The organism is Pseudoalteromonas sp. APC 3694, assembly GCF_030407565.1.
GTDB classification, from domain to species: Bacteria; Pseudomonadota; Gammaproteobacteria; order Enterobacterales; family Alteromonadaceae; genus Pseudoalteromonas; species Pseudoalteromonas tetraodonis.
The window spans coordinates 32,200-53,158 of the sequence record NZ_JASDDE010000025.1 but is presented as its reverse complement, the minus strand read 5'-3'; the positions used below and the strand labels follow the sequence as shown (position 1 = coordinate 53,158).

Below are 20,959 nucleotides of genomic sequence, written 5' to 3'. Positions count from 1 at the left end.
ATTTTATTTATATTTTTTTACATAAAAAACAAATAATTATAATAGTGGCACAAAATCAGCTTATAAGTATTCAACGTATCTAAGCAGCAATAATAAAACCCAATAGTTGGAGGACACATGTCACAATCGGTTTTAGATTTTATTAAAGAAAATGACGTTAAGTTCATTGATTTACGCTTTACTGACACAAAAGGTAAAGAGCAACATGTTTCTATTCCTCATCATCAAGTTGATGAAGACTTTTTTGAAGATGGAAAGATGTTTGACGGTTCTTCAATTGCTGGCTGGAAAGGCATCAACGAATCAGACATGGTGCTATTACCCGATGCAGATTCAATTAAACTTGACCCTTTCACAGAAGAAACAACGCTCATCGTTCGTTGTGACGTGGTTGAACCTTCTACATTACAAGGTTACGAACGCGACCCTCGCTCAGTTGCTAAGCGCGCTGAAGAGTACATGCGCTCTACGGGTATTGCTGACACCGTTTTATTTGGCCCAGAACCAGAGTTTTTCGTATTTGACGACGTTAAATACAAATCTGACATGTCAGGTTCAATGTACAAAATTGATTCTAAGCAAGCAGCTTGGAACTCAGATAAAGAATATGCAGATGGCAACACAGGCCATCGCCCAGGTGTTAAAGGCGGTTACTTCCCAGTTGCACCTGTTGATGATTTCCAAGATTGGCGTTCTGCAACGTGCCTAGTTTTAGAAGAAATGGGTCAAGTTGTTGAAGCGCATCACCACGAAGTGGCGACTGCCGGTCAAAACGAAATTGCAACGCGCTTTAACACTATGGTGTTAAAAGCCGATGAAATCCAAGAAATGAAATATGTTATCCACAACATGGCTCACCTTTACGGTAAAACGGCAACGTTTATGCCTAAGCCGGTTGTTGGTGATAACGGTTCTGGTATGCACTGTCACCAGTCTTTAGCAAAAGATGGCGTAAACTTATTCGCAGGTGATAAATACGGCGGCCTTTCTGAAGACGCACTTTACTATATTGGCGGGATTATCAAACATGCTAAAGCGATCAACGCATTTGCTAACGCATCAACTAACTCGTACAAACGTTTAGTACCGGGTTTTGAAGCACCGGTCATGCTTGCATACTCTGCACGTAACCGTTCAGCGTCAATTCGTATTCCAGTGGTTCCATCTGCAAAAGGTCGTCGTATTGAAGTACGCTTCCCAGATCCAACTGCTAACCCATATCTTGCATTCTCAGCAATGCTTATGGCTGGCCTTGACGGAATTAAAAACAAAATTCACCCTGGCGATGCTATGGATAAGGATTTATACGACTTACCAGCTGAAGAAGCAGCAGAAATTCCAACAGTGGCAGCCTCATTAGATGAAGCACTAGCGGCATTAGATTCAGACCGTGAATTCTTAAACCAAGGTGGTGTATTCACCAATGACTTAATCGATGCTTACATCGCACTTAAGTCAAAAGAAGTTGAAAAACTTAACATGACAACTCACCCAGTTGAGTTTGAAATGTACTACAGCTGTTAATTTATTAACCGATAAATAATGTGTGTTTTAAGCCCGCTTTGCGGGCTTTTTTTATGGTAAATTTAACGGTTCTACACTAAAGTGAAGTTAGTTTAAACAATGCAGGATAGCTGGATGGTAGGTAAGATTTTGTTGCTATTAATAGCTTTAATGTTAAGCCTTAATAGCCATGCGAGCGATAAAAAAATTTACGCATGGAAAGACAAAAATGGGGTGCTGGTTTTTTCAGATACTCCTCAGCCTGGCGCTAAAGAGGTTAAACTCACGAGCCAACACTTAAACATGCCTGCAACTAATACTGACATACTTGATACTTCACCAACTAAAACAGCAGTAAAGTTTAGTATTAGTATTTCATCGCCAGAGCCCAACCAAACTATAAGAGAAAACACCGGCTCTGTGTATGTCTCTACCCGTATTGCCCCTCGATTTGAAGCTGGATTTACCATTGGTTTATTTTTAAATGGCGTTGCCATTGGTGAACCTAGCGACACCACTACGCTGGCGTTAAGAGATGTAGAGCGCGGGCAACACACACTGCAAGTTAAACTTTATAATAAACAAAATCAGGTAATTGCAACCAGTCCTGAAAGTGTATTTTTTATGCACCGTAAAGGCCTTAACATAGGTCGATAATTACAATTAAGTACGCGTGTTTAGCGTATATTTTCTAAAAACCTTGCCTACCTTCCCAGGCGCACTAAAATGGTGCAATGATGATTAATAAAACACATTTTAGCCCAGAGCTACTGAATATAATTTGGCAAAACCAAACCACCGCCCTGATGTTACTCAATGAAAGCTTTAAGCTTATTTACGCTAACACCAGTGCCAGTGAATTACTTGGCTTAGGCGAAAAACGTTTGCTAGGACAAGCATTCGACGATTTATTTAACTACCATTCTATCGACTTAAAACGCATTGCACAGTACTCGTTAGTTGATGGTGTAGACTGCCACCAGCACAGAGCTGACGTGGTGTTTATCGATTCTCGCCATGCAAAATTAGCGGTAAGTACTCGGCGAATAAAACATAACGACACCTATTATATTTTATTTGAATGTCGACAAACCGATGACGAAATAAAGCACGACCAAGTCTCAAATCAAATGCATCAATACCAAGCTGCACGTAACTTAATTCGCGGTTTAGCCCATGAAATTAAAAACCCGCTGGGTGGAATTCGCGGGGCGGCGCAATTATTGCAGTATGAGGGTGATCAACAAGAAAGAGATCAATGTGCAGAACTGATAATTGAACAAGCCGATCGGTTGCGTGAATTAGTTGATAAACTCCTTGGGCCTAACCAACTACCGCAAAAATCGTATGGCAATATACATCAAACATTAGAGTCGGTTGTTAAACTCAGTACGTTAGATAACAACCGCAATATTCGGTTAGTTAAAGACTACGACCCGAGTATTCCTGATGTTTATATTGATCAGAGCAAGGTTCAACAAGTGGTGCTAAACATTGTGCGTAATGCACAACAGGCATTGGTAGATGGTGGCGAAATAAAAATAAAAACACGGATTAATTATCAGCATCGTCGTCCGGGAAAAGCCCCTAAAAAGGCATTGCTTATTCAAGTAATGGATAACGGCCCAGGTATTGATGCTAATTTACGCGACACCTTATTTTACCCTATGACCACTAATAAAGAAGGTGGCTCGGGACTTGGATTATCTATAGCGCAAACCTTGATTGATCAACATGATGGCTATATCGAATGCGATAGTTGGCCAGGACATACTGAATTTAATATTTATCTGCCATTTACAGATTAATACTTTGGAGTTTTCATGAAAACAGCTTGGCTTGTAGATGATGATGCCTCAATTCGCTTTGTACTAGAAAAAGCACTGACTCGCGCAGGGTTTGAAGTAGAGAGCTTTGCAGATGCACAAAACGTACTTAACGCGCTAAAATTTAGTCAACCCAGTGTGTTAATTTCAGATGTAAGAATGCCGGGGATGGACGGGATGGCGTTACTTGAGCTAATAGCTGAGCAAACCCCTGGCCTACCCGTTATTATTATGACTGCACACTCTGATTTAGACTCAGCGGTAAATGCTTTTCAAAAAGGTGCGTTTGAGTACTTAGCTAAACCGTTTGATTTAAATGAAGCCGTTGCGCTAGTGGAAAGCGCCTATCGTGCTAATTCGACCAAAAAAACCAAACGAAAAAGCGCGCCACCCAAAAGCGCTCATATTATTGGCGAAGCCCCTGCTATGCAGGAAGTGTTTCGTGCTATAGGTAAGCTGTCAGCATCCAGTATGAGCGTACTCATCAATGGTGAATCAGGTACCGGTAAAGAGTTGGTTGCCAGCGCCTTGCACAATCACAGCCCGCGCAAAGAAAACCAATTTATTGCTCTTAATATGGCCGCTATTCCTAAAGAGTTAGTTGAGTCTGAATTATTTGGCCATGAAAAAGGCGCTTTTACGGGGGCCGATAGCGTGCGTAAAGGGCGCTTTGAACAAGCCAATGGTGGTACCTTATTTTTGGATGAAATAGGTGATATGCCACTTGATGTACAAACCCGCTTGTTACGCGTATTAGCCGATGGCGAGTTTTACCGCGTTGGCGGCCATCAAAGTATAAAAGTGGATGTGCGCATCATTGCTGCCACTCACCAAAATTTAGAAGAGCTGGTAAAACAAGGTAAGTTTAGAGATGACTTATTTCATCGTTTAAACGTGGTTCGCTTACGCTTGCCGGCTCTACGCGAGCGTCCCGAAGACATAGAACGCTTAGCACTACACTTTTTACATAAAAGTGCAAAAGACCTGCAAGTAGATAGTAAAGTACTTAGCCCTAAAGCGATTAAACAACTGTGTTTATTTAATTGGCCAGGAAATGTTCGCCAGCTTGAAAACACCTGTCGATGGTTAACCGTAATGGCACCTGGGGAGCTGATTGGTGAGCAAGATTTACCCCCTGAAATTATTGATAATGCCGCCGCAACTCAAGAAGGCGATTGGCTAGATTCATTTCAGCAATGGCTTAATCAAGAGTTTAAACAAGGTAAAGAAAATATTTGGCCGGATATTCAAGCCCAGCTGGAAACCCGCTTAATAAAAACAGCACTCGCTAATTGTTCAGGCCATAAGCAAGAAGCCGCGGTAAAAATTGGTTGGGGTCGCAATACGTTGACCCGTAAATTAAAAGAGCGCAATATTAGCTGATATTTTATAAGGCTAGCGCCCTAGGTTATTGATGAAGTTAATTGAAAACATCCCTTTGTTTAAGCAAATGGAAATTATAAATCGCTTAGAATTCTTTAAAGAGTTCACGCTTAATGAACGTCAAATTCTTTTAGAGTCGTTTGGATTATTATACTTAGTAAGTAAAAATCAGTTTTTATTTAAAGAGTTTGATAATGACAAGCGACTTTTTATTGTCCTCAGTGGCTCTTTGATGGTGTTTAAGCATAGTCACCTACTGGAACTGGGTAGTATAGAGCCTGGTGAATTTATTGGTGAAGGCGCGTTTATTAATAACCGAGAGCGCAGCATTAATGCACGCGCCAAAGAAAATGCCATCGTACTGGCTATTACTGCCGATGCCCTTACCCGCCTACCTAATGTTATACGCGAAAAAATTAAAGACCGTATTATTGAAGGAATGAGCCTGCGCATAGCTAAACTAAGCGAACATATAGAAACCCACGGTTAAATCAGTCCATATAAACAATTTGTAGTGAGCAATCAAGCCAACCTGGGGTGTTAACGCTTGCGGTATATGTGTAGGTATCTGACGGCTTGGCGCCAAAGGGGGTATTTACAAGCGGCTGCGAATGACTGTATGTTTGCGAATAGTCTTTAAAATAAACAACAACATAACCATATAAATATTCCCAGTTTAGCCTCACGATTGCGCCACTTGGTAATGTAAACTCAACAGCTTCATTTGCAAATTTGACTGCTAAATCATTGTATTTATCTTCGCTGCAATGAGTTGTTCTCAGCTGTTTAGGCATAACAAAATTTCTATTGGCATCAGCATTTTTTAAATAAAAGCCTATATTGCCATCACCATAAAAATGATTTGAACGACTTGTATAATTAACTTGTGGCGCGTACCCTAACTCTTGCATTATAGCTGCAAGTTGCTCCGTCTCTTTGGGGTAAATTTTATCGCTTGAGAGTAGTAATGTGGCCTCACCAAAATCTGATGGGATTGCTAGTTCTACATATTCATAGGGGAGAGTTTGTGCATTTAGTGCAGCATCTAGCTGGTTGCGCTGTTCACCTTGCAAGTTTTCAATAAAAACATAAACAGTAGGTCGCTGGCACGCAGCTAATAAAAACACCAATACACATATTAAAATTCCATTTTTCATTATCACCCCAATAGATTACAAGTGTAGTCTATAAGGGTGATTTAAAATGGCAATTTAATTTATTTGGTTATTTAACCATGCATCAACACTCTGGCGATTATAAAGTACTTCATTAAATAAACGATGTCGTTCAAATACCAGCTCGCTTTGTTTGGTTTTAAGCCCGCTGACTAACTGACTATGGGTGTCATTAAACTTGGAGATAACTGAAAAACCACGTTCAGTGTCTTCTTGTACCTGCTGAGCCAAATGCTTTCTAACATCATCAGCAGTTAACATATCTGAATTATCTAAGCCCATTAGCTCTTTTTTCATCGCTAATCTTATGCCCATGTTTTACTCCACTGTTTATATTCAATCTCTTTTTACGACAGATATTGGCAACAAGCGCGCCAATGTGTAATTTTTTTCACGCGAAGTGTAGTCTTGAATTACTTCAGTTTTTTTAAAGACAAATGAAAGAGGTAAAAAGTTTCATAAAAATGCACAATCATCGCATCTAACAAACGCACTTTGGTGCAAAATAACCAGCTAGCCTTTATACTACAGCTAATGCCACCCCCACAGAGAAACATGATGAACGAAGAATATATAGAAATTGAATTAGAAGAAGAGCCTATAGAGCTTTGTAAATTATTAAAAGTATTAGATCTAGTTGAAGGTGGTGGCCAAGCAAAAAATCTAATTAGCGGTGGCTATGTAGGTGTTAACCATGAAATTTGTACAATTAAACGGAAAAAATTATACAGTGGCGATGTTCTTACATTTGATGGTGAGTTGTTCCAACTGACGCTAAGTGAAGATGCCACTCCTGCAGAGCGTCCTGTTATTGATGAAACAGTTACAGCAGAAAAAGCCGCGCCCGTAGCAACAACAGAGCCAGCTAAAAATAAGCGCAAACGTACTAAAAAACCTAAAGTGGATGAAAAAACGGGTCGTCGTCCTATTTCGTTTGGCTAACATTCGCTTACGTCATATGTGTTATTAAAAGCCAGTTTGCATCACTGGCTTTTTTATTCTTTAATAGAATATCAATAATAAAAAATCGATGCTTACATGTCAGAAAACACTGCAAACCGCTGGATAAAACCCGTACTCATCACCGCCCTATTATGGAATATATTAGGTGTTTTTGCATTTATCATGCAGCTATTATTAACACCCGAAATGGTAAGTAAACTCCCACAAGAACAACAACTTGCTTATAACAGCCAACCTCTATGGGCTACTTTAGCGTTTGCTATTGCAGTATTTGGCGGCGCATTAGGGTGCGTACTTTTATTATTCAAAAAGTCACTAGCCACATTAACATTAATAATCTCTTTGGCAGCGGTTTTAGCTCAGCAATACTATAATTTTATGATTATTAATAGCATCCGCTTGTTTGGCGTTAGCGCTATTTTTATGCCTATTGCAGTGACCTTAATTGCGATTGCATTGGTGTATTTAAGTTTCCACTTAAAACAACAGGACTACTTTAAATAACACTTTTTTGACTTTAGTTTTGTGGCCAATTATTACTCAGAGCATCCCTTGAATTTTAACTTTTGGCCTTCATCTCTATTTATATAACAGTCAAAAAAATTACACTGCATGGTATTTTTTTATCATGGTACACAGTTTGCAAACTACTACAGAGGTCACTTTTTCAAGAATATCAATCTAATTTATTGAAGGGACAAATAATGAAAAATAGTTTCGACACCCAACAACAGCTTACTATCAATGGCGAGCAATACCATATTAACTCGCTCATGGGACTTGGCGATAAAGCCAAACGCCTGCCTTTTTCGTTAAAAATATTACTAGAAAATTTATTGCGTAATGAAGATGGTGTGAATATTAAAGAGCAAGATATTCAGGCACTACTAGATTGGGATCCAAAGGCTAAGCCCTCGGCCGAAGTAGCCTTCACCCCTGCCCGCGTAGTAATGCAAGATTTTACCGGTGTCCCTGCTATTGTTGACTTAGCCGCCATGCGTGATGCGATGGAAAAGCTTGGTGGCGATCCTGCAAAAATAAATCCGCTTTCTCCGGCTGAACTGGTGATAGATCACTCAGTACAAGTGGATGGTTACGGTAAAGATGGCTCATTCGACTTAAATTCAAAACTAGAATATGAACGTAATAAAGAGCGCTACGAGTTTTTACGTTGGGGTCAAACCGCATTTGATAATTTAAAAGTGGTGCCACCAGCCACAGGTATTGTCCATCAAGTAAATTTAGAATACTTAGCACGTGTAGTGTTCAATGATACAAAAAACGGTAAATCGTTAGCCTATCCAGATACACTGGTTGGTACTGATTCTCACACAACCATGATCAACGGCCTAGGCGTACTCGGTTGGGGTGTAGGCGGTATTGAAGCCGAAGCCGCCATGCTTGGCCAACCTATTAGCCTACTTATTCCTCAGGTCGTTGGCGTTAAATTAAATGGCCGCTTACCTGAGGGCACTACAGCAACCGATTTAGTACTTACTGTTACTGAAATGCTGCGTAACCACGGTGTGGTAGGTAAGTTTGTTGAGTTTTATGGTGACGGGCTTGCCGACTTACCACTGGCCGACAGAGCGACTATTGCCAACATGGCACCGGAATATGGCGCAACCTGTGGTATTTTCCCTATTGATGATGAAACGATTAATTACTTACGCTTAACTAATCGCGATGAAAAGCAGCTTAAACTGATTGAAGATTACGCAAAACATCAAGGTTTATGGCGTAATGATGGCGATGAAGCACATTATACCGATAAGCTAGAACTAACTTTAGATGATGTAGTACCAAGTCTTGCTGGCCCGAAACGTCCACAAGACAGAATCACACTGGATAAAGCCGGTGATGTTATTGGTCAACACTTAAAAGACTTCCAAGACGAACGTATGGCACGTCGAGATAAAAGCGATGAAGAGCAAGCGCGTATTGAAAGTGAAGGCCCTACTACCAATCCTGACGAACCCACTGATGAAGCGCAGTTTATGGGCGCAGCAAAAGTTAACTTTAATGGCCAAGAGTTTGAATTAAACGATGGCGCCTGCGTCATTGCTGCAATCACAAGCTGTACTAATACCTCTAATCCAAGCGTAATTTTAGCGGCAGGATTAGTGGCTCAAAAAGCACGTCAATTAGGTATTAATGTAAAACCTTGGGTTAAAACGTCTTTAGCACCAGGTTCGCAGGTGGTTACCGATTACCTTGAAAAAGCAGGGTTAATGGATGATCTAGATGCGCTTGGTTTTAACTTAGTTGGTTATGGCTGTACCACCTGTATCGGTAACTCAGGCCCATTAGCGGATGAAATTTCAGAAGCTATTCAAAAACATAAACTAATTGTAAGTTCTATTTTGTCGGGTAACCGTAACTTTGAAGGGCGTATTCACCAAGACGTTAAAATGAACTTCCTCGCGTCGCCACCACTTGTAGTAGCTTATGCTATAGCAGGTAGAACCGATATTGATGTATACAACGAACCACTTGCGCAAGATAAGCATGGTAACGATATATACCTTAAAAATATTTGGCCAAGCGTTAAAGAAGTGAGTGAGCTTGTAAAAAATACGGTAACTAAAGAAATGTTCGAAAAAAGCTACGCCAATGTTTACGATGGTGACAGTCGCTGGCAAAAAATTCAAATACCTGATGGTAAGCTTTACGATTGGGATGCTGCCTCGACTTATATCAAAAAAGCGCCATTCTTTGATGGTATGAGTGTTGAACCACCGGGGATCCCAAAAATAGAAGGTGCGCGCTGTCTAGCTAAACTAGGCGATTCAGTGACTACCGATCATATTTCACCAGCAGGTGCGATTAAAGCGGAGGCACCCGCAGGACTTTACCTGCAAGAAAATGGGGTAGAAAAAGCACAGTTTAATTCTTATGGTTCTCGCCGTGGTAATCACGAAGTGATGATGCGTGGTACATTTGCTAATGTGCGCCTTAAAAACTTACTCGCCCCCGGTACTGAGGGCGGTGTCACTCGCACTCAACCTGACGATAAGCTAGAGAGTATTTATGATGCGGCAATGGCATATCAAGAGAGTGGAACACCGTTAGTGGTTCTAGCAGGTAAAGAATATGGTACCGGCTCCTCACGAGATTGGGCTGCAAAAGGCTCATTACTACTCGGTATTAAAGCTGTGATAGCACAAAGCTATGAGCGTATTCACCGCTCGAACCTGATTGGTATGGGCGTATTACCTTTACAATTTAAAGAGGGTGAAAGCCATGAATCATTGGGCTTAACGGGGCAAGAACAATTTGATATTCAAGGTTTATACGACAAAACCGACGAAGTCAGTGTCATTGCCACTAACAGTGAAGGTAAACAAGTTAGTTTTAGTGCCGATGTGCGTATTGATACCCCTAAAGAGTGGGATTACTACAAACATGGCGGGATTTTACAGTACGTATTACGCAATATGCTCGACTAACTAGCCATTAAACAGTAGTAGCTTAAAAGCCCAGCTCAGCAATGAGCTGGGCTTTTTTACATTCGCTATAGAAGTAAATATTGATACACCCTTGCGCTAAATCAATGTTGCTCTATCAAGATACCATACACTAAGAAGACACGCTGCGCAGAGGTCGCCATGTCTTCAATAGTAATGATAAGACTACTTAAAACATCTATTTTGCTTGGGTTATGCCTGATTGTGACAGGCCATGTATTAATTGTATCGAGCTACTTTACCAGCGAGTACGGTATTAAAGGCATTATTACTGCAGCAGCGTGCATTGCAATTGGTGTGTTTTTATCACTGCCAACTAAAATTTATTTAACCATATTATTAATGGAAGCAGAAAAGCGCTACTTGAAATCGCAGTAACCCCCTAGGGCTAAAAGCCGCTGAAACTTTCGACTTCTTTACTGCGTTGCTCAATTCTCTTTTTGGCTTTTTCAGCATCTTCAAACAACTTATTAATTGACTCACTGTTGTATATTTCAGGCGCTCGCTGAGGAAAAGGTTGTGCCGCAGATTTAGCACTGCCACTTAATATAGCCGTATCTTCGGCTACCACAACATTAATATCTGCGGGATCAAGATGCACTTCAATACTTTTGCCATTTTTATTTGGCACATCGGAGAAATGCCACTGCCCTTGCTCATCTTGCCACTTATAAATTTTACTTTGAGAGTCAGATGCTAACGGTGACGATGTGATTTTATCTCCTACTTTTTTAAGCTCAAGTGTGAGCTGTTCGAATGTATCAGATGAAAGCGCTACCACTTTATCTTTAATAGAAAAAGATTCATTTTTAATCAATGAGCTGGTGAGCCAAGGTTGCCCATTTGGCTTTTTAAGATAAAACAAAGAGATAAGAGCAATGACCATTACTGATATTGCTAAGTAAGTAAAGTATTTCATAGCGTTCCTGCTGTAAATTTAATCCTTTATTATCATTAATATAATAAAAAAACAGCAGTCAGGCAATTATTTTCCACAAAATAAAAACGCAGCTTTAGCTGCGTTTTTAAATTTATAGCTTTGAATAATAAGGTAATTAAATTCCATCACCATCAATATGCAAGCCACACTCACGGTTCAGCCCAAAAAAGCGGGTTTCTTCTTCGCTCATTCCTGGCTCTAATTTACGCGTAGTGTGTACATCACCCATAGACACATAACCTTGCTCCCATAATGGGTGGTATGGCAGATCATGTTTAGTGAGGTATTGGTACACATCACGATTATTCCACTCAATAATAGGGTACACTTTTACTGTACCCCGGCTTATTTCTAGTACTTGTTTTTCAGCACGGCTCGACGATTGATCTCGACGCAAGCCACTAAACCAAGTGCTCGCGTTAAGCTCTTTTAAAGCACGCGTCATTGGCTCTACTTTATTGAGCTGGTTGTATTGCTTAATACCTTCTTCACCAAGCTCCCATAGTTTTCCAAATTTAGCCTCTTGCCATGCAGGGCTCAGCTGCGCTTTATACACTTTTAGGTTAAGTGATAACTGCGAAGTCATTTGCTCTATAAACTGATAGGTTTCTGGAAATAGATAACCCGTGTCTGTTAATACAACAGGTATATCGGGGCGCTGTGATGTCATTAAATGCAACATAACTGCAGCCTGAATACCAAAGCTCGATGATAAAAACGCAGTGTCAGGCAAATTTTCAAGTGCCCATGCAACGCGCTGCTCAGCATTCATGTTAGCCAGCAAACCATTCGCATCAGCTAACATAGCCTGTTGGCTTTGCTTATCTAGCTGTAATATGTTTTTAAATTCACTCATGGTCAATTTTAAACCTCACCAGCGCGGTGCGCTGCTTTTAAATTATGCGTAAAAATCGGTAACAGATACTTTTACTTCTGCAACAATACCCTTGCGAATAACAAAATCACCAAAGCATTCGCCTTCATTGCGCTCACTAACCCATTGCCCAATCAGCTTATCAAATGCCTCTAGGTAAACTTCTTCGCCCACATTTTCAAGATAAAGCTTAGGGATACGCGTACCCTCCGTATTCCCGCCAAGGTAAACGTTGTACTTACCTGGGCCTTTACCTACTAATCCAGCTTCAGCTAGCATGGCACGACCACAGCCGTTAGGGCAACCAACCACACGCATAATAATGCTGTCATTAGGTACTCCATGCTTGGCCAATAAGCCTTCTATTTTTTCAATTAAACTCGGTAAGTAACGCTCGGCTTCGGCCATCGCTAAAGGACAAGTCGGCAGTGATACACACGCCATTGAGTTTTTACGTTGCTCAGTGTCTTTGTCATCAATCAAACCGTGTTCACGCGCTATTTTTTCAATGATTGCTTTTTGATCTGCAGGTACACCGGCAATAATTAAGTTTTGATTGGCGGTCATGCGAAAATCACCTTGATGAATTTCTGCAATCTTACGACACCCTGTTTTCAGTGGCTTATTGGGGTAATCTAAAATACGACCACTTTGAATAAAGAGCGTTAAGTGATGTTTACCGTCAATGCCTTCAACCCAACCAATACGATCCCCTCGATGAGTAAACTCATAAGGGCGGCTTGGCGCAAAGCTCACGCCTGCACGTTTTTCAACTTCTGCTTTAAATACATCAGACCCAACACGGTCAAGTGTGTATTTAGTTTTTGCGTTTTTGCGATTTGAGCGGTTGCCCCAATCACGTTGCACAGACACTACGTGCTCCGCAATTTTTAAGGTATCTTCAAGGGCAATAAAACCAAAATCATCGGCTTTTCGTGGATACGTTGCAGTATCACCATGAGTCATGGCAAGGCCACCCCCTACTAGCACGTTAAAACCAACTAATTTACCGTTATCAGCAATCGCCACAAAGTTTAAGTCGTTAGCATGTACGTCCACCTCATTATTAGGTGGTATCGTCACTGTGGTTTTAAACTTGCGCGGTAAATACGTTGAACCTAAAATAGGCTCTTCTGTGGTTTCAGATTTTTCACCATTGAGCCAAATCTCTGCATACGCTTTGGTTTTAGGTAATAAGTGTTCAGAAATCTTTGCCGCCCACTCATACGCCTCCTGGTGTAACTCAGACTCAACAGGGTTAGTGGTACAAAGTACATTTCGGTTCACGTCACCGGCAGTTGCAATAGAATCAATACCCACGCTATTAAGTAATTGGTGCATACCTTTAATTTCAGGTTTTAATACACCATGAAACTGAAATGTTTGGCGCGTAGTTAAACGAATACTGCCATAGCTGGTTTTCTCCCCAGCAAACTTATCAATTGCTAACCATTGCTCGGGCTTAATAATGCCGCCAGGCATACGCGCACGCAGCATGACATTATGTAGTGGTTCTAGCTTTTGTTTAGCACGCTCAGGACGAATATCGCGGTCATCTTGCTGGTACATGCCATGAAAACGAATTAACTGGAAATTATCGGCAGTAAAACCACCGGTAATTTCATCTTTTAAATCTTGCGCTATAGTGCCGCGTAAAAAGTTACTTTCTCTTTTTAAACGTTCGTTATCAGAAAGCTTTACGGTTTTATCTTGTTCGCTCATTTTAAATCCTAAATTTGTTACAGTGACGGCTGTTAGCTTTTAATAAAATAAACAACGTGCACTTAGTACACGTCTTTCTGATAGCGATTTGCGCTACGCAAATCTTTTAAGTATTGATCGGCTTCTTCATTACTTTTGTCGGTATTTTCTGTGATGATATCAATTAAGGCATTGTGTACATCTTTGGCCATGCGGTTTGCATCGCCACACACATAAAAATGAGCACCCGCTTCTAACCAGTCAAACACTTCTTTTGAGTTTTTACGTAACTTATCTTGCACGTAAACTTTTTCTGCTTGATCACGGCTAAACGCCACATCGACTTTACTTAACAAGCCTGATTTTAAGTAACCTTGAATTTCTACTTGGTATAAAAAATCTTGGGTAAAGTGTGGGTTACCAAAAAACAGCCAGTTTTTACCCGTAGCCTCTCGCGCATCACGTTCTTGTAAAAAAGCACGGAACGGTGCAATACCTGTACCTGGCCCTACCATGATGATCGGTGTGTCATCATTTACTGGTAAGCGGAAGTTGTCGTTATGTTCACTAAATACTTTTACTTTACAGCCTTCTTGCGCACGGCGTGCTAAATAGCCTGAACAGCCACCTAAATGCTCTGTGCCAAACGCTTCAAACTCAACCAATGCAATAGTTAAATGCACTTCGTCCTCAACCTCGCTTTGGCTAGAAGCAATTGAATATAAGCGCGCTTGCAGTTTACGTAGGCAATCAACCAGTGTTTGCGCCTCTAATTTAGCTGGGTTTTGTGCAACCACATCAAAAATTTGGCGAGGCTCAATATATTCGCGCATTGCGGCTTTATCTTCTACTAGTTTAAGCAGCTCAGGCGTGCCTGTAGCCGTGGCATATTTTTCGACAAAACCAGGGTACGATTGTGTCAGCTCTAGTTTTTCAATTAAGGCATCACGCACGCTAAGTTCTTCATCGCCAAGTTTAACGCGGCTAGTTGGATCAATTTGCGTTTGCGCTAGTAGCTCATCTACACGGGCTTCATCATTTAAAAAGTAAATGCCTAACGAGTCACCCGGCGTATAGGTAATGTCAGAGCCTTCAAGTGAAATTTCAACATGGCGTACATCTTTGGTTGAGTCACGACCGGTAATTTTTTGCACTAAGCTTAGCTCTGCCGCAAACGGGTTTTGCTTAGTGTATTGGCTAGCCGCTGTCGTGGGCGTGCCAAATGGCATTGATACAACTTGGCCGCCTGTGGCATCTTGCTGGGCTTTTAAGTCTGGTTCAAACGCATTTAACGCGCCCTCAATCCAAGTGGCGGCTTCATCATCGTAATCAACGTCTAGGTCGGCACGTTGATAAATAACCTCTGCACCGAGTTTAGTTAAACGCTCTTCAAAGTCTTTAGCGGTTTGACAGAAAAATTCATAGCTAGAATCACCTAAACCTAATACCGCGACTTTAACGCCATCAAGCTTTGGCGCTTTTTTGGTAATTAAAAATTCGTACAGTGTTTCAGCATCTTCAGGTGGCTCACCTTCACCATAAGTTGATACAACAACGGTTAAAAACTTTTCTTTTTTCAATGCGGTTGGCTTGTAATCTGACATGCTAACCAGCTTTGCAGCTAACCCACGAGATTCAGCTTGCTCTTTAAGCTTAGTCGCCACCGCTTTAGCGTTACCTGTTTGTGAACCATACAAAATAGTAAGTACTGCTGCCTCAGAGGTTGCTGGTGTACCTGCAATTGGCGCACCTAGCGCTGCTGAATTAGCATTAGCAGCCAAATAGCCGCTAACCCACGCTTGCTGAATTGGATTAAGCTCAGCCACTAAACCTTGTAGCTTTTGTACTTGCTCTTGCGAAAGCGGACTTGCTAGCGCATTGAGTTGACCTAACAACATGAATTTTTCCTCATAACCCTGAACGTTAAACACAATGCTTGTTCACATTGTTTAAAATGAGTGCCACCTCATTCAGAAGGTTCTGTTGAGGTTAATTGAGTATGCAGGATAGCCGTCTAAGCATAGATAAAAAAAGAATAGAATCTGCTTTGATATTCCATTTAGTTATTAATCTAGTTAAAAACCAGTGAAATTAACCTAAAGGGTTTTTATTGCCTTTTATGAAATTCTAATTTAACAATTTTGTAACCTTTATGATCTAATGTATATTGCTTAAAACTATAAAATAGGAACACCTATATTACACGGCATATATAAAAACAAATTACTTTTGAGCGCGTTGTTATTGAGCTCTTTGCCTGCGATGGCTAATGTGGTTAATGGCAACTTTGAACAATGGACAGGCAACACTCCACAAGCATGGACGGTGATTGATAGCGGTATTAACGTATCTGCCAACAGCGCAGTCGTGAGTACAGGCTTACAAGCAGCAGCGATTAGCGTAAATACTGGCACACAAAGTAACACTGAATTTTTTACAGCAAGTCGCGGTGGAAATGGGTGAAACTTATGAATTTTCAGTGGATGTGTTTCATACCGAAGGTCATCTTAAGGCCCGTTTGTTCATAGATGGTTATCAAGGCTACTCAAACCCTGCTTTAACAAACCAGTGGCAAACCATAACTTACAGCTATACCGCTGATAGTAGTAAAACGATTGATGTCGGTTTACGCTTTTACGATACAAGCGGCTTTGATGGTAGTGAGTTAGTTTATGTTGATAACTTCTTACCTAATAATGATAGCGGCGGCGGTTCTCCAAGCTGCGCAGATAATAGCCTTACTTTTAACCTAACTACAGATAACTACGGCGAAGAAACCAGCTGGCAAATAACACACAACCAAGTCGGTATAGTTGCAAGCGGCAGTGATTATGCCGCAAATACTCAATACACCGAACAATTATGCGTAGTCGATGGTGAGTATACATTTACTATTAATGACAGCTATGGCGATGGTATTTGCTGTTCATATGGCAGTGGTAGCTACGCCTTGAATAATGAAAGCACATTGCTCGCCAGTGGAGCTAGTTTTCAAACAACCGAGGCTACCGCTTTCTCATTAGGTGCTACTCAGCCAACACCGACGCCAACCGGCTACTATGTGACAACCCAAGGCTTGTCTGGTTACACGCTAAAAACTGAGCTTTATAACATTATTAATAATCATAATGCTCAAGGGTATTCTGCTATTTGGAATTTTTACGACGCATCAGCACGCGATAAATACTTTGAAAATGATAACAGTATTTTAGATATGTACAGCGAGAAGCCTAATGGCTCTGATAGCTACACATACACAGCCGTTAGCGATCAATGTGGCACCTACAGTGGTGAGACAGATTGCTACAACCGAGAGCATTCGTTCCCTAAAAGTTGGTTTGGTGGAAAAGTTGAACCGATGAACTCTGATGTTCATCATATTTACGCCACTGACGGCTATGTAAATTCAAAACGAAGCAACTTCCCGTTCGGTGAAGTAGCAAGCGCTTCGTTTACCTCAACCAACGGCAGTCAATTAGGCTCTGCAAGTAATGCGATTAATTACAACGGTACCGTGTTTGAACCTATTGATGAATTTAAAGGTGACTTTGCTCGTGCTTATTTTTACATGGCAACCCGCTATCAAAACGTCATTGGTGCTTGGCAAAATAACACCGCAGCAAGTAATGACGTGCTTAATGGCACCAGTACCCAAGTATTTGAAAGCTGGGTTGTGGCCATGCTGTTAAAGTGGCATAACAACGACCCTGTTAGCCAAATGGAATTAGATCGCAACCAAGCAGCGTTTGAATTTCAGGCAAATCGTAACCCGTATATCGACCACCCTGAATTTGTAGAGATGATTTGGTAGGGCTTCGGGCTTCAGGCTTCGGGCTTCGGGCTTCGCAGAAAAGCATATGCCTTTGCACTTGCAAAGGCTTTTCTTACGCCTATTTTATAATAATATTTTATTGCACTTAGGTTCGTAACACTCAACCCAAACTACGGCGCTATAATTTACTTCTGCCAGCTAAAGGCTGAAAGCTTACCGCTAAAAACTGCTCTAAACGTAAAAAGCCCCAGCTAATGCCGGGGCTTTTCATAAAACAGACTTAATTAAAAATTAAGCTTGTTTTGGACGTTCAACAACATCTACCAAAGTCCAAGATTTGTTCTTAGAGATTGGAGCGCATTCACGGATAGTGACAGTGTCACCCGCTTTTGCAGTGTTATTTTCGTCATGTACGTGTAACTTAGTCGTACGTTTGATGAATTTCCCATAGATTGGGTGCTTCACGTAACGTGCGATAGCAACAGTGAAAGATTTTTCCATCTTGTCGCTGATTACACGGCCTTGAAGAGTACGAATTTTATCGCTCATTATTGACCTGCCTTCTGGTTAATAATTGTTTTTACACGCGCGATATCGCGACGTACTGTTCTTAGCGTGTGTGTCTGAGCTAGCTGACCAGTGCTTGCTTGCATGCGCAGGTTAAACTGCTCACGAAGAAGACCTAGAAGTTCAGCATTAAGCTCTTCTACGCTTTTATCTTTTAGTTCGTTTGCTTTCATCACATTACCGTCCGAGTTACGAAAGTTGTTTTGAATGGCAGTTTACGAGCAGCAAGGTTAAACGCTTCACGAGCAAGCTCTTCTGAAACACCTTCCATTTCGTAAAGTACTTTACCAGGCTGAATTTCAGCAACCCAATATTCAACAGAACCTTTACCTTTACCCATACGAACTTCAAGAGGCTTTTCTGTGATCGGCTTGTCAGGGAAGACACGGATCCAGATTTTACCTTGACGTTTCACGTGACGTGTCATAGCACGACGAGCTGCTTCGATTTGACGAGCAGTCATGCGGCCACGACCAGTAGCTTTCAAACCGAAAGTACCGAAGCTTACTTTGTTACCGTTTTGCGCTAGACCACGGTTGCGGCCTTTATGCATTTTACGGAATTTTGTACGTTTTGGCTGTAACATTACTCGCTACCTCTACTTAGCACTTTTTTTGGCTTTCTTTGGTGCGCGTTTAGCTGGCTTCTCTTGCTCTTGTACTAGTGGTAAACCACCAATAACTTCGCCTTTGAAAATCCAAACTTTAACACCAATGATACCGTAAGTGGTTAAGGCTTCAGAAGTTGCGTAGTCGATATCAGCACGAAGAGTATGTAGAGGTACACGACCTTCACGATACCATTCTGAACGTGCGATTTCTGCGCCGCCAAGACGACCGCTAACTTCAACTTTAATCCCTTTAGAACCGATGCGCATTGCATTTTGTACCGAACGCTTCATAGCGCGACGGAACATAACACGACGCTCTAGCTGAGAGGCAATGCCGTCTGCTACTAGTTGTGCATCTAGTTCTGGTTTACGTACTTCAGAAATATTAATCTGAGCAGGTACACCAGCGATTTTAGTTACCGCTTGACGTAATTTTTCTACGTCTTCGCCTTTTTTACCGATAACAACACCCGGACGAGCCGTGTGAATAGTTACTCGGATAGATTTTGCTGGACGCTCAATAACGATTTTAGACACAGAAGCCGCTTTCAATTCCTTAGTAAGGAATGTACGTACTTTGTGATCGCCAAAAAGCTGTGCAGAGAAATCTTTTGAATTCGCGTACCAGGTAGAAACCCAAGGTTTAGATATACCTAGGCGAATACCAGTAGGATGAACTTTTTGTCCCATTACTTATATCTCCTAGCTATCTGAAACCACAACAGTGATGTGGCTTGTACGCTTAAGGATGCGGTCTGCGCGTCCTTTAGCACGTGGCATAATACGTTTCATTGTTGGACCATCGTCCACAAAGATCGTTGTTACACGTAGCTCATCAATGTCAGCACCTTCGTTATGCTCTGCGTTAGCAATAGCAGACTCAAGTACTTTCTTAACTAATACAGCCGCTTTTTTCGGGCTGTACGCCAGGATTTCTAGTGCGCGATCGACAGGTAACCCGCGGATCTGATCTGCAACTAGACGTGCTTTTTGCGCCGAACCAGAGGCGAATTTATGTTTAGCTAATGCTTGCATTTATCTTCCCCTCTTAACGTTTCTTCGCTTTCTTATCCGCAGCATGGCCACGGTAAGTGCGAGTTGGTGCAAATTCACCTAGTTTGTGACCGATCATTTCGTCAGAAACGAAAACTGGTACATGCTGGCGACCATTATGGACAGCAATGGTCAATCCGATCATGTTAGGTATGATCATTGAACGACGGCTCCAAGTTTTAATTGGCTTCTTTTCACCGCTTTCCAAAGCTTTCTCTACCTTCTTCAGCAAGTGTAGGTCTATAAAAGGACCCTTCTTGAGAGAGCGTGGCATGGCTATTCCTCAATATTACTTAGTACGACGACGTACTATAAATTTATCCGTACGCTTGTTCTTACGCGTCTTAGCACCTTTAGTCGGTTTACCCCATGGAGACACAGGATGACGACCACCAGATGTACGACCTTCACCACCACCGTGTGGGTGATCAACCGGGTTCATGGCAACACCACGAACTGTCGGACGAATACCACGCCAGCGATTTGCACCTGCTTTACCAAGTGAACGAAGCATATGCTCAGCATTGCCTACTTCACCTAGCGTAGCACGACAATCAGATTCAACTTTACGAACTTCGCCTGAACGAAGACGTAATGTTACATATTGACCATCACGAGCAAGGATTTGAACGTATGCACCAGCAGAACGTGCGATTTGAGCACCTTTACCTGGTTTTAATTCTACGTTGTGAACAGTCGAACCTACAGGCATATTACGCATTGGTAATGCATTACCAGGTTTGATTGGTGCATCAACACCAGACTGGATTGCATCGCCAGCTTTTAAGCCTTTAGGTGCGATAATGTAACGACGCTCACCGTCTGCATATAATACAAGAGCGATGTTTGCGCTACGATTTGGATCATATTCTAAACGCTCAACAGTGGCTGGAATGCCATCTTTAGTACGTTTAAAATCGATTAAACGGTAATGCTGCTTATGACCACCACCGATATGACGAACCGTAATACGACCATTGTTATTACGACCACCTGATTTAGAGTTTTTCTCTAATAGTGGTGCGTAAGGTTTACCCTTATGTAAATCTGGGTTAACCACTTTAACTAGGTGACGACGACCCGCAGAAGTTGGCTTACACTTTTGAAGTGCCATAATTCTAACTC

At 41.5% G+C, this 20,959-nt stretch carries 22 protein-coding genes and 1 pseudogene; 10 read left to right on the top strand and 13 right to left on the bottom strand.

All coding sequences use genetic code 11. The features are described 5' to 3' along the window. The first annotated feature begins 117 nt into the window (after positions 1–117). The 5 genes from glnA to QMA00_RS10465 all read left to right on the top strand — a co-directional run bounded on the left by glnA (position 118) and on the right by QMA00_RS10465 (position 5,202). The gene (glnA, locus tag QMA00_RS10485) at positions 118–1,524 is read left to right on the top strand and encodes a glutamate--ammonia ligase (protein ID WP_290157115.1); all 1,407 of its coding nucleotides are present in this window, start codon (positions 118–120) and stop codon (positions 1,522–1,524) included. 114 nt (positions 1,525–1,638) lie between these two features. Continuing rightward, positions 1,639–2,160: a DUF4124 domain-containing protein gene (locus tag QMA00_RS10480; protein ID WP_076922867.1), complete on the top strand. Its 522-nt coding sequence runs from the start codon at positions 1,639–1,641 to the stop codon at positions 2,158–2,160. An 80-nt stretch (positions 2,161–2,240) separates the two neighbouring features. Then, positions 2,241–3,311, top strand: coding sequence for a nitrogen regulation protein NR(II) (gene glnL, locus QMA00_RS10475; protein ID WP_076922866.1), 1,071 nt, complete (start codon positions 2,241–2,243; stop codon positions 3,309–3,311). 15 nt (positions 3,312–3,326) lie between these two features. Then, complete coding sequence (ntrC, locus tag QMA00_RS10470) at positions 3,327–4,712, top strand: nitrogen regulation protein NR(I) (RefSeq protein WP_010391999.1); 1,386 nt, start codon at positions 3,327–3,329, stop codon at positions 4,710–4,712. Between the two features lie 31 nt (positions 4,713–4,743). Continuing rightward, on the top strand, positions 4,744–5,202 hold the full coding sequence (locus tag QMA00_RS10465; protein ID WP_013463792.1) for a cyclic nucleotide-binding domain-containing protein: 459 nt from the start codon (positions 4,744–4,746) through the stop codon (positions 5,200–5,202). A gap of 1 nt (position 5,203) precedes the next feature. Here QMA00_RS10465 and QMA00_RS10460 read toward each other — a convergent pair whose 3' ends face one another. Then, positions 5,204–5,869 (bottom strand): hypothetical protein, encoded by a 666-nt coding sequence (locus QMA00_RS10460; protein WP_013463791.1) that lies wholly within the window; start codon positions 5,867–5,869, stop codon positions 5,204–5,206. Between the two features lie 54 nt (positions 5,870–5,923). After that, positions 5,924–6,202: a hypothetical protein gene (locus QMA00_RS10455; RefSeq protein ID WP_013463790.1), complete on the bottom strand. Its 279-nt coding sequence runs from the start codon at positions 6,200–6,202 to the stop codon at positions 5,924–5,926. A 243-nt stretch (positions 6,203–6,445) separates the two neighbouring features. Here QMA00_RS10455 and QMA00_RS10450 point away from each other — a divergent pair, with 243 nt between their 5' ends. From QMA00_RS10450 to QMA00_RS10435, 4 genes are all read left to right on the top strand, one after another. Next, positions 6,446–6,829, top strand: a complete 384-nt coding sequence (locus QMA00_RS10450) for an RNA-binding S4 domain-containing protein (RefSeq protein WP_013463789.1) — start codon at positions 6,446–6,448, stop codon at positions 6,827–6,829. Positions 6,830–6,925: 96 nt separating this feature from the next. Continuing rightward, on the top strand, positions 6,926–7,354 hold the full coding sequence (locus tag QMA00_RS10445) for a hypothetical protein (protein WP_076922864.1): 429 nt from the start codon (positions 6,926–6,928) through the stop codon (positions 7,352–7,354). Between the two features lie 200 nt (positions 7,355–7,554). Next, entirely contained in the window at positions 7,555–10,299 is a 2,745-nt protein-coding gene (gene acnA / locus QMA00_RS10440; RefSeq protein ID WP_033102717.1) for an aconitate hydratase AcnA, read from the top strand. A gap of 159 nt (positions 10,300–10,458) precedes the next feature. After that, positions 10,459–10,695 (top strand): hypothetical protein, encoded by a 237-nt coding sequence (locus tag QMA00_RS10435; RefSeq protein ID WP_076922863.1) that lies wholly within the window; start codon positions 10,459–10,461, stop codon positions 10,693–10,695. Positions 10,696–10,705: 10 nt separating this feature from the next. Here QMA00_RS10435 and QMA00_RS10430 read toward each other — a convergent pair whose 3' ends face one another. The 4 genes from QMA00_RS10430 to QMA00_RS10415 form a co-directional block, all read right to left on the bottom strand. Next, positions 10,706–11,236, bottom strand: coding sequence for a DUF4124 domain-containing protein (locus tag QMA00_RS10430; protein ID WP_076922862.1), 531 nt, complete (start codon positions 11,234–11,236; stop codon positions 10,706–10,708). Positions 11,237–11,372: 136 nt separating this feature from the next. Continuing rightward, positions 11,373–12,113, bottom strand: a complete 741-nt coding sequence (locus tag QMA00_RS10425; protein WP_290157109.1) for a phosphoadenylyl-sulfate reductase — start codon at positions 12,111–12,113, stop codon at positions 11,373–11,375. A 42-nt stretch (positions 12,114–12,155) separates the two neighbouring features. After that, the gene (cysI, locus tag QMA00_RS10420; RefSeq protein ID WP_028835920.1) at positions 12,156–13,853 is read right to left on the bottom strand and encodes an assimilatory sulfite reductase (NADPH) hemoprotein subunit; all 1,698 of its coding nucleotides are present in this window, start codon (positions 13,851–13,853) and stop codon (positions 12,156–12,158) included. A 62-nt stretch (positions 13,854–13,915) separates the two neighbouring features. Then, the gene (locus tag QMA00_RS10415) at positions 13,916–15,730 is read right to left on the bottom strand and encodes an assimilatory sulfite reductase (NADPH) flavoprotein subunit (protein WP_076922860.1); all 1,815 of its coding nucleotides are present in this window, start codon (positions 15,728–15,730) and stop codon (positions 13,916–13,918) included. 298 nt (positions 15,731–16,028) lie between these two features. On the opposite strand from QMA00_RS10415, the pseudogene QMA00_RS10410 reads away from it, so the two are divergent. Continuing rightward, positions 16,029–17,643: pseudogene (locus tag QMA00_RS10410) on the top strand (endonuclease). Positions 17,644–17,895: 252 nt separating this feature from the next. Here QMA00_RS10410 and rpsQ read toward each other — a convergent pair. The 7 genes from rpsQ to rplB are packed head-to-tail and all read right to left on the bottom strand — an operon-like array spanning position 17,896 to position 20,948. After that, the gene (gene rpsQ, locus QMA00_RS10405; protein WP_008108356.1) at positions 17,896–18,153 is read right to left on the bottom strand and encodes a 30S ribosomal protein S17; all 258 of its coding nucleotides are present in this window, start codon (positions 18,151–18,153) and stop codon (positions 17,896–17,898) included. After that, a complete protein-coding gene (gene rpmC, locus QMA00_RS10400) occupies positions 18,153–18,344 on the bottom strand; it encodes a 50S ribosomal protein L29 (RefSeq protein WP_008108355.1) in 192 nt (63 codons plus the stop codon). The genes rpsQ and rpmC overlap by 1 nt, the downstream gene beginning before the upstream one ends. Next, positions 18,344–18,757 carry a 50S ribosomal protein L16 gene (gene rplP / locus QMA00_RS10395; RefSeq protein ID WP_008108352.1) on the bottom strand — a complete coding sequence of 138 codons (414 nt, stop codon included), beginning with the start codon at positions 18,755–18,757 and terminating at the stop codon, positions 18,344–18,346. The genes rpmC and rplP overlap by 1 nt, the downstream gene beginning before the upstream one ends. A 12-nt stretch (positions 18,758–18,769) precedes the next feature. Beyond that, positions 18,770–19,471 (bottom strand): 30S ribosomal protein S3, encoded by a 702-nt coding sequence (gene rpsC, locus QMA00_RS10390; RefSeq protein WP_008108350.1) that lies wholly within the window; start codon positions 19,469–19,471, stop codon positions 18,770–18,772. A 12-nt stretch (positions 19,472–19,483) separates the two neighbouring features. Then, positions 19,484–19,816 (bottom strand): 50S ribosomal protein L22, encoded by a 333-nt coding sequence (rplV, locus tag QMA00_RS10385; RefSeq protein WP_004588690.1) that lies wholly within the window; start codon positions 19,814–19,816, stop codon positions 19,484–19,486. 13 nt (positions 19,817–19,829) lie between these two features. Further along, positions 19,830–20,108, bottom strand: a complete 279-nt coding sequence (gene rpsS, locus QMA00_RS10380) for a 30S ribosomal protein S19 (protein WP_004588689.1) — start codon at positions 20,106–20,108, stop codon at positions 19,830–19,832. Positions 20,109–20,123: 15 nt separating this feature from the next. Beyond that, entirely contained in the window at positions 20,124–20,948 is an 825-nt protein-coding gene (gene rplB / locus QMA00_RS10375) for a 50S ribosomal protein L2 (protein WP_007376192.1), read from the bottom strand. Positions 20,949–20,959: the final 11 nt, after the last annotated feature.